The following is a 13609-nucleotide window of genomic DNA, read 5'->3' as shown; positions in this document are numbered from 1 at the left end:
GGCGGACGTGGAAGAGACACCGTGACCAAGGACGTCATCGCCCTCACCCCGAAGATGCCCGACCTGCCCACGCTGCTCGCGGGCCTGTACGCGGGCGGACCGGACCTGGGGGTGAACACCCTGGCCGGCGGCGCCGTCGTGCAGCTCTGCGCGCCTGGCGGGCGTCCGCTGGTGTCGGTGGAGACGCCCGTGTTCGTGCAGGTGCCGGGTGAGACCGCCCGGCTGCTCGGCAGCGAGGGTGGCGCACACGAAGGGCCGGTGTGGTGGACGGAGGCGCGGGCCTCCACGGCCGTCGCCGAGGCCGGGCGGCTCGCGGGCTCCTTCGCCGGCCGGCTGGTCACCGTGCTCGGTGGTACCGTCTGGCCGCCCGACGCCGCCACCACCGACGTCGTACCGCTCACGACCGACATCTCCGCCGTCCCGGTCCCCGCCACCGCGATGCCCGCCGTGGACGTCCTCACCCCGAGCACCGCCGTGGTGATCCAGGAACGCCCGCTGGTCCCCATGACGAGCTGGCTGTCCGACGCCCTGCGCACGGCCGCCGGGCACGAGCGTGCGGTGCAGATCGTCACCCCACCGGGTTCCCGCCTCACCCTCGCCACCCGCACCGCCCTGCGCGGGCTCCCCAACCGCTGGGTCGTCCAGGACCCCGAGGACGGCTATTACGACGGCCTGTCCGGTGCCGTGCTGCACTGGAAGGGGGGCACGTTCACCCCGGTTCGCGACGCACATGGGGCCGCCCGCCCCGCCGGAGCCTTCGCGGCCCCGGCGGCTGCCCACGGGCGCCAGTTGCTTCTCACGCTGCGTACCCGGCACCGGGCGGACGCGGATCTGGTGCTCGGGCGGGCCCTGGAGACCGTCTGCACGCGGCTGACCGGCGCGCCTCCGGCCGGGTGGAGCACCGCCGAACCGGTCAACCTCCCCTGGTCCACACGTCAGGTGACGGATCTCGCCCGCTCCCGTGCGCCCCGGCCCACCTGGCTGATCGCGGTCGGGGAACCCGGCCGGCCCATGCTCGCCACCGTGCGCGTGCTGCGCACCCCGGGCGGAGTCGAAGAGGACATCGCGCTTGCCTTCGGATATGGCCACGACGAGTCCCCGCCGCTGGACGCCATCGAGGGTCTCGCCGCCGAACTCGCCGCCGGGCAAGGGTTCGTCACCCTGCTCACCGCGGTGCGGGGCGGACGCCGCGACCTGAGCGTGCCCGCCCACGCGGAGCCCTTGCCGACGCCGGTCGGCTTCACCGTCGCGCAGGGGGAGGCCGAGCGGTCCGGCCGGCCGCCCGCGAGGGCCCCCGAGCCGGTGCGTCTCGGCGCCCGGGGCCGGGGCGCCCTGCACTACCGGCTGGGGGAGGCGAGCGTCACGATGCCGTCGGGGTCCAGCCGGACAGCCAGTCGGTGATCTCCTGGTCGGCCGCCTGGGTGTCGGTCAGGTGGGGGCGGTTGCTGCTCGCCGGGCCGGAGCCGGGGCCGGTGTTGCGGTACTCGGCGAAGCGGTCGTCCTTCCAGGAGAAGCCGCTCATGTCGGTCCACGGTGTGGTGCGGATCGCGGCGCTGAGGGTGGTGTTGCGGACGGTGGTCTGCGGGTCCAGGGAGGCGTCGCCGCCGGCGTGCCAGGGGCGGCCGAGGTAGAAGCTGCGGTCGGAGACGGCGCCGTTGACGGTCGAGTCGGCGATGAGGAAGCCCTTGCGGTTCGCCGCCGTGCTCGGGGCGGTGACGTAGCCGGCGGAGGTGCCGTCCCAGCGCTTCTTCAGGGTGATGACCGAACGGTCGATGACGGCGGTGGCCCGGCCGAAGACGAAGTCGACGTTTCCGACGATGTAGGAGCCGGTGACGCGGACCCGGCCCAGTTTGTCCTTGGCGGCCGTGTCGAGGAGGAGGGTGTCCTGGTCGCCCTCGACGATGACGCCGTCGAGGAGGATCCTGTCGGCCGCCGTGCGCAGGGCGACCGCCTGGTGGCCGGAGAGCGACTGGTTGGCCCTCTCGTCGAAGTCGTTGGAGATCGTCAGGTTGCGGGCCTGGAAGTCGTCGGCCTCGACGGCGACCGTGGCGCTGCCGGAGGTGCCGTAGGTGCCGGAGCCGTCCGGCTTCCGGGTGCCCGCCGCGTTGTCGTAGACGATGACGGTGTCCTTGCGGCTGCCGCCGGTGCCCTGGAAGGTGACGTGCGGCTTGTCGGAGGGGACCTTGACCGTCTCGCGGTACGTGCCCGGCTTGATGGAGACGACGACGCGGGAAGGGTTGTTCGCGGGGATCGCGTTCACCGCCGCCTGGACCGTGCGGTACTGGCCGGTGCCGTCCTTGGCGACGGTGAGCGTCGTGGCGGCCGCGGCCTTCGTGGACGCCGCGGTCGCGGTGGTGCCGATGGTGGCGCGCGGGCCGGTGCCCGACTTGAGCAGCGACGGCACGTCCGCCGCCTTGTCGAGGGTGTAGGGGTAGTACGCCTTCGGGTCGAACGCCGTACCGCCGCTCTCGTTGCGGCCCGACGTGCCGGAGAAGACGTTCCCGCGCTGCACGATCGTCGCGGTCGCGTCCTTGATGACCGGGTTCCGTATGCCCTGGAAGGAGCTGTTCTCCAGGACCATCCGGGTGCCGCCGCGCGCGTAGTTGCCGTAGGAGGAGGTGATGCCCGTGTTCGCGACGTCCTCGAGGAAGTTGTTGTAGAGGTGCGCGTGGGCGGCGTTGTCCGTGGAGGGGTTGCGCTGCTCGGTCTCGCGGATCCAGTTGTGGTGGATCGTGATGTCCGTGGTGACGTTCTCGGTCCAGCCGATCCCGAACGTCTTGTTGTTCTGACTGAGCCTGTTCCAGGACACCGTCACGTAGGTGCTGTCCTTGCGGACGTCGATCAGGCCGTCCGCCATGTTCCGCAGGTCGTTGTGGTCGATCCAGACGTGGTGGGCGCCGTCCATCTGGATCGCGTCGAAGTCGTGCTCCTTGTCGTTCCAGATGCCCTGGTAGGCGTCCCGGATCGTCAGGTTGCGGATGATCACGTTGTGCACGCCCGGGCCGAGGAAGAAGCCCCCGCCGACGATGTGGCCGGAGGTGCCGGAGCCCACGATCGTCTTGTCGGAGGCGACCTTGATCTCCTTGCCGACCGGGTTCATGGTGATCGTCCCGGCGACGACGATGACGTACGGCTCGGCGGCGGTGGCGTATCTCTCCAGGTCCGCCTGCGTCCGTACGGTGACGGTCCGCCCGTCCCGCCCGCCGTAGGTGCCGTTCTGGCCGAGCGCGTCGACGGAGGCGAAGCCGTCGGCGGTGGCGGTGGCCCAGGCGGGGGCCGCCGCGGCGGTCGCGGCGGTCGCCCGCGGGGAGACGAAGTCGGTGCCGTACATCGTGACTCCGGCGCCGGCCAGGGCCAGGGGCAGGCCGGCGGCCAGGAGTGTGGCGGGCCTGCGGTGCCGGGCCCTGCTGCGGTGCTCGCTCATGCGGTGATCCGTTCCGTGTGGGGGAGGGGACGACGTTCGGTCGCCGCCCGGCACGGAAAGGTTGCCGTCCGGTCGCTACGGCACGTCCGGGGGTGGGGTGGGGGCGCCCGGGAGGCGGATGGTGGCCGTGGTGCCGCCGTCCTCGGCCTGGGTCAGCGTCACCTCGCCGCCCGCCTGCTGGACCGTGCGGGCGACGATCGACAGGCCGAGGCCGGAGCCGGGCAGGGCGCGGGCGGTGGGGGAGCGCCAGAACCGGTCGAAGACGTGCGGGAGTTCGTCGGCGGGGATGCCGGGGCCGTGGTCGCGGACGGTGAGGACGCCGTCGGTGAGGCGGACGTCGACGGTGCCGCCGGGCGGACTGAACTTCACCGCGTTGTCGAGGACGTTGACCACCGCCCGCTCCAGCGCGGCCGGTTCGGCCCGTACGTACCAGGGGTGGAGGTCCGCCGTGACGGTCAGCTCCGGACCGCGCAGCCGGGCGCGGCGCAGGGCCGACTCGACGGTGTCCTGCCAGGCCACGATCTGGGTGCGGCCGGCGTGCGGGTCGGTGTCCGGGCGGGACAGTTCCTGGAGGTCGCCGATGAGCGCGGCGAGTTCCTTCATCTGCGCCTTGACCGAGGTGAGCAGGGCCTTGCGGTCCTCGGCGGGCAGCGGGCGGCCCGTGTCCTCGCTGCGGGTGAGGAGTTCGATGTTGGTGCGCAGCGAGGTGAGCGGGGTGCGCAGTTCGTGGCCGGCGTCCGCGATGAGCTGTTGCTGGAGGTCGCGGGAGCCGGCGAGGGCGGACGTCATGGAGTTGAAGGAGCGGGAGAGGCGGGCGATCTCGTCCTCGGAGTCGTCCTCCACGGGGATGCGGACGCCCAGGTCCTCGGTGCGGGCCACGTGCTCGACGGCCTCGGTGAGCCGGTCGACCGGGCGCAGGCCCGTGCGGGCGACGGCGAGTCCCGCTGCGGCGGAGCCGAGGACGCCCACCCCGGAGACGAGGAGCAGCAGCAGGGCCAGTTCGTTGAGCGTGGACTGGGTGTTGCCGAGCGGCAGGGCGACGACGAAGGCGTAGTCCTGCACCACGGCCCGGCTGAGCGGGCCGGTCTTGACGACGACGGCCGTCGTCAGCACGCGCACCCGTTCGCCGTCGCTGTCGGTGCCGTCGCGGACGGTGCCCTTCTCGGGGTCGGGGTGCGCGGCGACCGCCTTGTCGGCGCCGGTGACGCCGACCGCGGCCGCGGAGTAGGGCAGCACGCACACGCGTCCGTCGGCGCGGACCAGCTGGGCGTACTGGTTGCTGCGCGGGGTGATGGTGCCGGTGTCGGACGGTTCCGGCACACAGGCGTCGGTGAGCTGCTCGAACTCCTCCCGCTGGAGGGTGAGCACCGACGAGCGCAGATCGTCGTCGAGTTCGTCGTACAGCTTGCCCCGCACGATGAACCAGCAGGTCACCGACACCGCCGCCACGGCGAACGCCACCGCCGCCGCGACCAGCAGGGCCAGCCGCGCCCGGATGGGCAGCGCGCGGAAGCGGGGCACCGGCCCGGTCACTCCGCGCCGCCCTGCCGCAGCACGTACCCCACCCCCCGCACCGTGTGCACCAGGCGCGGCTCCCCGCCGGCCTCGGTCTTGCGGCGCAGGTACATGACGTACACGTCCAGCGAGTTGGAGGAGGGCTCGAAGTCGAAGCCCCACACCGCCTTCAGGATCTGCTCCCGGGTGAGCACCTGGCGCGGGTGCGCCATGAACATCTCCAGCAGGGTGAACTCGGTGCGGGTCAGCTCCACGTGCCGGCCGCCGCGCCGGACCTCCCGGGTGGCCAGGTTCATGCGCAGGTCGGCGAAGGTGAGGACGTCGTCGGACTCGGCGGAGGCGGCCACCGCCGCCGCGTAGGAGCTGCGGCGCAGCAGCGCGCGGATGCGGGCGAACAGCTCGTCCAGCTCGAACGGTTTGACCAGGTAGTCGTCCGCCCCGGCGTCCAGCCCCGTGACCCGGTCGCCGACGGTGTCGCGGGCCGTCAGCATCAGGATGGGGGTGGTGTCGCCGGTGGCGCGGATGCGGCGGGCGGCGGTGAGGCCGTCCATGCGGGGCATCTGGATGTCGAGGACCAGCAGGTCCGGCCGGTAGGCCGCCGTCTTCTCCAGGGCGTCCGCGCCGTCGACGGCGACCTCGGTGCCGTACCCCTCGAAGGCCAGGCTGCGCTGGAGCGCTTCGCGCACGGCCGGTTCGTCGTCGACGATCAGGATGCGCTGGGGGGAGCCGTCTGCGGAGGTCATGGGGTGTCGGGTCCTTCGTCTGCGCCGGGAATGCGGCGGGCGGGGCCGGTCTCGCGGGTCTTCAGCCTCGCACGGTTCCCGGGCGGCGCGTCAGCCGGTCGCGCCGGAGCGCAGGGCCGGCAGGTCCGCCTTGAGCGTGTCGACCGGGATGGCGAAGCCCAGGCCCACGCTGCCCGCCGCGGAGGAGTCCGCGCCGCTCGGCGCGTACATCGCGGAGTTGATGCCGATGATGTCGCCGTTCATGTCGATCAGCGCGCCGCCGGAGTTGCCGGGGTTCAGGGAGGCGTCGGTCTGGATCGCCTTGTACGTGGTGGTCGAGCCGCCGGTGTCGCCGTTGAACTGCCGGCCGCCGTACTCGAACGGCCAGCCGCCCTGCTGCTCCTGCTGCCGGCCCTGGCTCTGGTCGGTGGAGACGGTCACGTCCCGGTCGAGGGCGGAGACGATGCCGCTGGTCACGGTGCCGGTCAGGCCCTCGGGGGAGCCGATCGCCACGACCTGGTCGCCGACGCTCACCCCGCCGGAGTCGCCGAGGGTGGCCGCCCGCAGACCGGAGGCGTCCTCCAGCTTGATCAGCGCCAGGTCCTTGGAGCTGTCGGTGCCGACGACCTTGGCGGAGTAGGTGGTGCCGTCGTCGGTGCGCACCTCGATCGAGGAGGCCCCGGCGATGACGTGGTTGTTGGTGACGATCTCGCCGTCCTCGGTGATGATCACGCCGGAACCGGTGGACGAGCCGCTGCCCGAGGCCGCGCTGATCTCCACGATGCTCGGGCTGACCGCCCGGGCGACGCCGGAGACCGTGCCCTTCTGGCTCGACGGCACGACGGGGGTGCCGGCCGGGCTCGACGAGGCGACCGTGTCGGTGCCGGCCAGCTCCTGGATGCCGTAGGCGGTGCCGCCGCCGACGGCCGCCGCGACGATCGCCACGGCGGCGAGCAGACCGGCGGGTCCGCGGGCCCGCCTCCGCCTCCGCGCGGGGGCCGCTGCCGGGTCCGGGTCCACGGGGTGGGCGGGCGCCGGCGCGTACGCCGGCGGGGGCGGCCACTCGGGGTTCACCTGGTGGGGGCTGCTGTCGTGCGCGCCGCTCGGGCGGGGGCTGTCGGTCATGCTCATGAGCCTCGCGCCGGACGATGAGAGCTTCCTGAGGGACCGCTGAGAAGTCCGACAGAACCGCGTATGCCCGATATAAAGGGCAGGCGCCGGGGTGCCGGCGGGCCGGCTACGCGCAGCCGCAGGACTGGCGTACCACCAGGCGGGACGGGAACACCTTCAGGCGCTCGCGGCGGGAGCCCGCCACCCGCAGGCCGTCGTCGAGGACGAGGTCGACCGCGGCATGGGCCATCGCGGAGCGGTCGGAGGCGACCGTGGTCAGCGGCGGGTCGGCGAGCGCCGCCTCCTTGATGTCGTCGAACCCGGCGACCGCCAGCTCCCCGGGCACGTCGATGCGCAGCTCGCGCGCCGCGCGCAGGATGCCGATGGCCTGGTCGTCGGTGGAGCAGAAGACGGCCGGCGGGCGGTCGGGGCCGGAGAGGATCTCCAGGCCGATGCGGTAGGCGTCGTAGCGGTTGTACGGGGCCTCGAAGAGGCGGCCCCCGGTCGGTATGCCGGCCTCGTCCATCGCGCGCCGCCAGCCCTCGACGTGGTCGGAGACCGGGTCGCCGACGGCGGGGGTGTCCGCGGTGCCGCCGACACAGGCGACATAGGCGTTCCCGTGCTCCAGCAGGTGGCGTACCGCGAGCTGGGCGCCGCCGAGGTCGTCCGTGACCACGGCCACGTCGTCGATCGCCTCCGGGCGCTCGTGCAGCAGCACGACCCGGGCGTCCCACGCCTCGATCTCCGCGGCGGCCAGGTCGTTCAGCGCGTGGCTGACCAGGATCAGTCCGGAGACGCGCATCCCGAGGAACGCGCGCAGATAGTGGACCTCGCGCTCGCCGATGTAGTCGGAGTTCCCGACCAGCACCATTTTCCCGCGCTCGGAAGCGGCCTGTTCGACCGCGTGCGCCATTTCCCCGAAGAAGGGCTGCCGCGCGTCGGGCACGATCAGACCTATGAGATCCGTGCGCCGCGACGCCATTGCCTGGGCGACGCGGTCGGGCCGGTACCCCAGCTCCTTGATCGCGGCGAGAACGCGCTCGCGCGTGGCCGGGGCGACCGGCCGGGGTCCGTTGTTGATGACATAGCTGACGACGGCGGTCGACGTGCCCGCCAGCCGCGCCACATCATCCCTGGTTACCTTGGCCACGCGCGGAGTCTACGCGGATATATTCCGTCCGGGCAGGGAGTGAAGACGGTTCCGAACAGCACGGAAACGGCTCGTCTGTGCGAACGCAACGCTCATGCGTGCGCCGGTCAGACCCGCGACGAGGCGTCCGCCGGGTCCCTGGTGGCCGTCTCGTCCGCATCCGCCGGGTTTTGCCGGTCGGCCCTGGCCTTGGTCTCGTCGGCCGCGCGTTCCGGCTTCTCCGGGGTAACGAATCGATAACCGACGTTCCGTACGGTGCCGATCAGCGACTCGTGCTCGGGGCCGAGCTTGGCGCGCAGACGCCGTACGTGCACGTCGACGGTGCGGGTGCCGCCGAAGTAGTCGTACCCCCACACCTCCTGGAGCAGCTGGGCGCGGGTGAACACCCGGCCGGGGTGCTGCGCGAGGTATTTGAGGAGTTCGAATTCCTTGAAGGTCAGGTCGAGGACCCGGCCCTTGAGTTTCGCCGAGTAGGTCGCCTCGTCGACGGACAGGTCGCCGTTGCGGATCTCCATCGGGGAGTCGTCGTTGACGATCTGCTGGCGGCCCATGGCCAGGCGCAGCCGTGCCTCGACCTCGGCGGGGCCCGCGGTGTCGAGCAGCACGTCGTCGATGCCCCAGTCGGCGGTGACGGCCGCGAGGCCGCCCTCCGTCACGACCAGGACCAGCGGACAGCCGGGGCCGGTGGAACGCAGCAGCTGGCACAGGCTGCGGACCTGCGGGAGGTCGCGGCGGCCGTCGACGAGGATGACGTCCGCCCCGGGGGTGTCGACCAGGGCGGGGCCCTCCGCGGGGGCCACGCGCACGTTGTGCAGGAGCAGGCCGAGAGCGGGCAGCACCTCCGTCGACGGCTGGAGCGCGTTGGTCAGGAGCAGCAGTGAACTCATCGTGTCTCCTCACCTGCCGGGATCGTCCGGGGTGCCCGGTGCGGGGCCGTCCTGCTGTCGTGCACGGTTCGCTCGCCCATAACGTCTGGTTCCTCCTCGGTCCCTGCGAGGACGTTTACGGCATTGCCACGTGCGTTCGACGGCCCGTACACGGCACGGTTTCCCGCGTTCGTATACAACGCTTCCGAAAGCACAAAAGGACCCGGGGGCTTCGCTGCCCGAGTCCTCTTCGCAGCAGAATAGCCGACATGAGCACCGGTGCGGCAGGTCATGTGGCGCGATCCACCGTTCCATCCGCCATTCGTCCATATCCCGAGACGGATGACGTAACACGGCGCGGGGCGCCTTTGCGGACGTTCCTGCGCACGGCGGACGGCGTGGCCATCGATTCCGTATACGAACCGGGAGCCGACGATTCCCGCGATCTCGTTCTCGTGATCGCGCACGGGTTCACCGGCGACGCGGACCGGCCTCACGTGCGGCGGGCGGCACGGGCCCTCTCCCGACACGGGAGCGTCATCACCTTCTCCTTCCGGGGACACGGGGCGTCGGGCGGACGGTCGACCGTGGGCGACCGGGAGGTGTACGACCTCGCGGCGGTCGTCGGGTGGGCGCGCGACCTGGGGCACGGGCGGGTGGCCACCGTCGGGTTCTCCATGGGCGGTTCCGTGGTGCTGCGGCAGGCCGCGATCAGCCGCGAGGCACGTGTGGACGCCGTGGTGTCGGTGAGTGCGCCCGCGCGCTGGTTCTACCGGGGCACCGCCCCCATGCGGCGCCTGCACTGGCTGGTGACCCGGCCGTCCGGGAGGCTGCTGGGCCGGTACGGACTGCGCACGCGGATCCACCACCGGCAGTGGGACCCGGTGCCGCTGTCGCCGGTCGAGGCGGTGCCGCGGATCGCGCCCACGCCGCTGCTCATCGTGCACGGGGACCAGGACGGGTACTTCCCGCTCGACCACCCGCGGATGCTGGCGGCCGCCGCCGGGGAGCACGGGGAGCTGTGGGTCGAGGCCGGCATGGGGCACGCGGAGAACGCGGCACCGGAGCCGCTGCTCGGGCGGATAGGGGACTGGGTGGTCGCCCGGGCGGGCTAGCCTGACGGTGTCCACCGTCAAACCGATCTCCGATTGAGGAACCAGCACATGGCAAAGGTCACGGTGCGGTACTGGGCCGCCGCCAAGGCCGCGGCCGGGGTGGCCGAGGAGGCGTACGAGGCGGCCACGCTCGCCGACGCGCTCGCCTCCGTGCGCGAGCGGCACCCCGGCGAACTGACGCGCGTGCTGCTGCGGTGCTCGTTCCTCGTCGACGGTGATCCCGTGGGCAAGCGCGCGCACGACGCGGTACGGCTGGCCGACGGCGGCACGGTCGAGGTGCTTCCGCCGTTCGCAGGAGGATGTCGATGACGAACCAGCCGTACGGGGGGTACGACCCGTACCAGCAGCAGCCGGAACAGCCGCGGCAACAGCCGTATCAGCAGCAGCCGCAGCACCAGCAGCCGCAGCACCAGCAGTCGCCGTCCTGGCCCGGGCAGCAGCAGGGGTACGACGATCCGTACGCCGACCAGCAGTACACGCAGCAGTGGCAGGGGCAGACGTGGGAGACGCAGATGCAGCCGCCGGTGACGGCGGCCGCTGAGGAGACCTCGTACCTGCCCCCGCAGCAGCCGGTGTCGCAGCCGCAACCGCAACCCCGGCCGGTGTACCAGCCGCAGCCGCAGCCGCACGCACAGCCCCAGCCGGTGTCGCAACCGCAGCCGCAACAGCAGCCCGTCGCGCGGTCCGTGGCGCAGCAGGAGGCCGGCCCCGAGTACGGGCCCGCCACGCTGGGCGGGAACTCCCGGGTCACCGACGCGCAGCGGGCGCGGGCCGAGGGGCGTTCGCCGATCATCGACCCCGGCATGCAGCCCGCGGTGCTCACCGCGGTGCTGGGACTGCTCCTCGCGGGCGGGGCGGCGCTCGGGACGTACGCGCTGCTCGTGCCGCTGGTGGTCCTCCAGGCCGTCACGGCGGCCGGCTGGTTCCGGCTGAACGGGATGTGGCCCGCCCGGCAGGGGATCGCGCTGGGCTTCCTCGGCGCGCTGGCCGCCGACGCGGCGCTGCTGGCGTCGGACCGGTCGCCCGCGGCGATCATCGGGACGCTGGGGGTGTGGGTGCTGCTGTCCCTGGTGCTGCAGCTGCGGTCGCACGCGGATCCCGACGAGCGGATGTACGGGCTGATGGCGACGGTCGCCGCGGCGGCGCTGGCGATCGCGGCGGGCGGCTACCTGGCGGCGGACGCCGACGCGGTCACCGCGGGCGCGGTCGCCGTGGCGGCGGCGATCGTGGCGCGGGCGCTGCCGCTGCCGACCGCGGCGTCCGTGGTGGCCGCGCTGGCGGCCGCGGCGGCGGCCGGGTTCGCGGTCGGCGGGATGGACGCCTCCGGCGCGGCGACGGGCGCCGGTGCGGCCGTCTGCGCGCTGATCGGCCACCGGGTCGCCGCCTACGACTACCCGTCGCGGTTCGTGCACTTCACGGCGGGTGTCGCGCTGCCGCTGGCGGCGGCGGGACCCGCGGTGCACGTGCTGGGCCGCGTGTTCGCCTGACCGGACCGCTCCGGCTCCGCCCTCCCGCGGACACGTTCGCGCGGGAGGCGGCCGGGCACCTGTCACAAGTGATCGACAATAATCCGGTCCCGCCACACCCGCGCGTTACCCTCGCGCTGGACGGCCGGCCGGTCGTCGGCAACGCCGTCGGACCAGCACAGGTGGGGGAAACACCGCATGCGCGCACTGCGAATACTGCTCGTCGTCCTCGTGATACTGGGCGGGATCTTCGTGATCGTGGACCGCGTCGCGGTCAACCTCGCCGAGGGCGAGGCGGCGGACCGCCTGAAGGCGAACGAGAACCTCGCGTCCACCCCCGACGTGTCCATCAAGGGCTTCCCCTTCCTGACCCAGGTCGCCGGCGGCACCCTCGACGAGGTGCAGGTCGGCATCGAGGGCTACGAGGCCGGCACCGGTGACGGCGGCCGGAAGATCCGGATCGGCGACCTGCGCGCCGACATGAGGGGCGTCGACTTCTCCAGCGACTTCAGCTCCGCCGTCGCCGACAGCGCCACCGGCACCGCGACCGTCGCCTACGACGAACTGCTGCAGCAGGCCAAGTCCGAGGCGACCCAGGTGGCTCCCGGTGTCACCGCCGAGGTCGTCGGTCTTTCCGACGGCGGCAACGGGAAGATCAAGGTGGCGGTGGAGGCCACCGTGCTCGGCACCAAGCTGCCCGAGCCGGTCTCCGTGCTCAGCTCGGTGACCGTCGTGGACGGTGACACCGTGCGGGTGAAGGCCGACGCGCTGCCCGAGTTCGGCGGGGTCGCGCTCGCCGAGTCGCGGGTGCGGCGGATCACCGACTTCGAGCAGAAGATCGACGGCCTCCCGGGCGGCATCCGCCTGGACCGGGTCGAGGCGGCCCGCAACGGTGTGGACATCGTGGTGAAGGGTTCCGACGTCCGACTGGTCGGGTGACACCCGGGGGGACCCGGCGGAGACGGCCGGTGTCCGTCAGGCGAGACGGGGGCGTCCGCACTGCAGATGTGAGGACCGGGGGCCCGGGGTCCGGGGCCGGGCGGGGGGTGACTCCGGGGCCCATCGGTCTCGGTGGTCGGACGATCTCGTCTCAGCATGCGACATGCCGGTGACATGTCCGCCCTGTCCTCCTTACGATCGACCCCATGCGGTGTCAGACAAGCGTCCCCCAGTCGCGGGGACGGGCGGATCTCACGAAGCGGCGGGCAGTGGACCTGTGCCGCGTCGCCGCCATGCTCTGTCGCACTTTCTGAGCGGACGCGTCGGCGTCCGCATCCTCACCCCGCCCGTCGAGGGCACCCGTGCGCCGGCCCGCCCTGGCCGCCGCGCACCTCTCGTTCGTACCCCCCGCCAACTGCCCCGGAGGAGAAAAGCATGAGCCGCAGCGACGTACTGGTCGACGCCGACTGGGTCCAGGAGCACCTGGACGACCCGACCATCGCCATCGTCGAGGTGGACGAGGACACCACCGCCTACGAGAAGAACCACATCAAGAACGCCATCCGGATCGACTGGACCAAGGACCTCCAGGACCCGGTCCGCCGTGACTTCGTCGACCAGGAGGGCTTCGAGAAGCTCCTGTCGGACAAGGGCATCGGCAACGACCACACGGTCGTCCTCTACGGCGGCAACAACAACTGGTTCGCCTCGTACGCCTACTGGTACTTCAAGCTGTACGGCCACGAGAACGTCAAGCTCCTCGACGGCGGCCGCAAGAAGTGGGAGCTCGACGCCCGCGAGCTGGTCCCCGGCGACGAGGTGCCGGAGCGCCCGAAGACCGACTACAAGGCCAAGCCGCAGGACGCGTCCATCCGCGCCTTCCGCGACGACGTCGTGGCCGCGATCGGCAACCAGAACATCGTCGACGTGCGCTCGCCCGACGAGTTCTCCGGCAAGCTGCTCGCCCCGGCCCACCTGCCGCAGGAGCAGTCGCAGCGCCCCGGCCACGTGCCGACCTCCCGCAACATCCCGTGGTCCAAGAACGCCAACGACGACGGCACCTTCAAGTCCGACGAGGAGCTCAAGGCGCTCTACGAGGACGAGCAGGTCGACCTGTCCAAGGACACCATCGCCCTGTGCCGCATCGGTGAGCGCTCCGCGCTGACCTGGTTCGTGCTGCACGAGCTGCTCGGCGTGGAGAACGTCAAGAACTACGACGGCTCCTGGACCGAGTACGGCTCCCTCGTCGGCGTGCCGATCGAGCTCGGCCCCGCCAAGTAACCCTCCCGACCGACCTTTCCA

The 13609-nt window shown here is 72.3% G+C and carries 13 protein-coding genes; 7 read left to right on the top strand and 6 right to left on the bottom strand.

Annotated elements, in window-relative coordinates; all coding sequences use genetic code 11:
* Positions 1–21 precede the first annotated feature (21 nt).
* Positions 22–1401, top strand: a complete 1380-nt coding sequence (locus IE118_RS29055) for a DUF6177 family protein (protein ID WP_189561056.1) — start codon at positions 22–24, stop codon at positions 1399–1401.
* On the opposite strand, the gene IE118_RS29050 is transcribed toward IE118_RS29055, so the two are convergent.
* From IE118_RS29050 to IE118_RS29025, 6 genes are all read right to left on the bottom strand, one after another.
* Positions 1361–3424: a pectinesterase family protein gene (locus tag IE118_RS29050; protein WP_189561055.1), complete on the bottom strand. Its 2064-nt coding sequence runs from the start codon at positions 3422–3424 to the stop codon at positions 1361–1363. The genes IE118_RS29055 and IE118_RS29050 overlap by 41 nt on opposite strands.
* A 75-nt stretch (positions 3425–3499) precedes the next feature.
* Positions 3500–4957 (bottom strand): sensor histidine kinase, encoded by a 1458-nt coding sequence (locus IE118_RS29045; RefSeq protein WP_189561054.1) that lies wholly within the window; start codon positions 4955–4957, stop codon positions 3500–3502.
* Positions 4954–5682, bottom strand: a complete 729-nt coding sequence (locus IE118_RS29040; protein WP_189561053.1) for a response regulator transcription factor — start codon at positions 5680–5682, stop codon at positions 4954–4956. Before IE118_RS29040 ends, IE118_RS29045 begins: the two co-directional genes overlap by 4 nt.
* Before the next feature lie 90 nt (positions 5683–5772).
* Positions 5773–6786 carry a S1C family serine protease gene (locus IE118_RS29035; RefSeq protein WP_189561052.1) on the bottom strand — a complete coding sequence of 338 codons (1014 nt, stop codon included), beginning with the start codon at positions 6784–6786 and terminating at the stop codon, positions 5773–5775.
* Positions 6787–6898: 112 nt separating this feature from the next.
* The gene (locus IE118_RS29030) at positions 6899–7921 is read right to left on the bottom strand and encodes a LacI family DNA-binding transcriptional regulator (RefSeq protein ID WP_189561051.1); all 1023 of its coding nucleotides are present in this window, start codon (positions 7919–7921) and stop codon (positions 6899–6901) included.
* Between the two features lie 107 nt (positions 7922–8028).
* Positions 8029–8808 (bottom strand): winged helix-turn-helix transcriptional regulator, encoded by a 780-nt coding sequence (locus IE118_RS29025; protein ID WP_189561050.1) that lies wholly within the window; start codon positions 8806–8808, stop codon positions 8029–8031.
* A 248-nt stretch (positions 8809–9056) separates the two neighbouring features.
* Here IE118_RS29025 and IE118_RS29020 point away from each other — a divergent pair, with 248 nt between their 5' ends.
* The 6 genes from IE118_RS29020 to IE118_RS29000 all read left to right on the top strand — a co-directional run bounded on the left by IE118_RS29020 (position 9057) and on the right by IE118_RS29000 (position 13588).
* A complete protein-coding gene (locus tag IE118_RS29020; RefSeq protein ID WP_189561049.1) occupies positions 9057–9902 on the top strand; it encodes an alpha/beta hydrolase in 846 nt (281 codons plus the stop codon).
* A gap of 48 nt (positions 9903–9950) precedes the next feature.
* A complete protein-coding gene (locus IE118_RS29015; protein ID WP_189561048.1) occupies positions 9951–10211 on the top strand; it encodes a MoaD/ThiS family protein in 261 nt (86 codons plus the stop codon).
* A complete protein-coding gene (locus IE118_RS29010) occupies positions 10208–11389 on the top strand; it encodes a hypothetical protein (RefSeq protein WP_189561047.1) in 1182 nt (393 codons plus the stop codon). Before IE118_RS29015 ends, IE118_RS29010 begins: the two co-directional genes overlap by 4 nt.
* A 177-nt stretch (positions 11390–11566) precedes the next feature.
* Entirely contained in the window at positions 11567–12307 is a 741-nt protein-coding gene (locus IE118_RS29005; protein ID WP_189561046.1) for an LmeA family phospholipid-binding protein, read from the top strand.
* 206 nt (positions 12308–12513) lie between these two features.
* Positions 12514–12621 carry a putative leader peptide gene (locus IE118_RS34775; protein ID WP_351803474.1) on the top strand — a complete coding sequence of 36 codons (108 nt, stop codon included), beginning with the start codon at positions 12514–12516 and terminating at the stop codon, positions 12619–12621.
* Between the two features lie 121 nt (positions 12622–12742).
* Positions 12743–13588, top strand: coding sequence for a sulfurtransferase (locus tag IE118_RS29000; protein WP_189561045.1), 846 nt, complete (start codon positions 12743–12745; stop codon positions 13586–13588).
* The last annotated feature ends 21 nt before the right edge of the window (positions 13589–13609 follow it).

The organism is Streptomyces pilosus, from assembly GCF_014649835.1.
Taxonomy (GTDB): domain Bacteria; phylum Actinomycetota; class Actinomycetes; order Streptomycetales; family Streptomycetaceae; genus Streptomyces; species Streptomyces pilosus.
The sequence above is the reverse complement of the archived record's forward strand: the minus strand, read 5'-3'. Positions and strand labels throughout refer to the sequence as shown.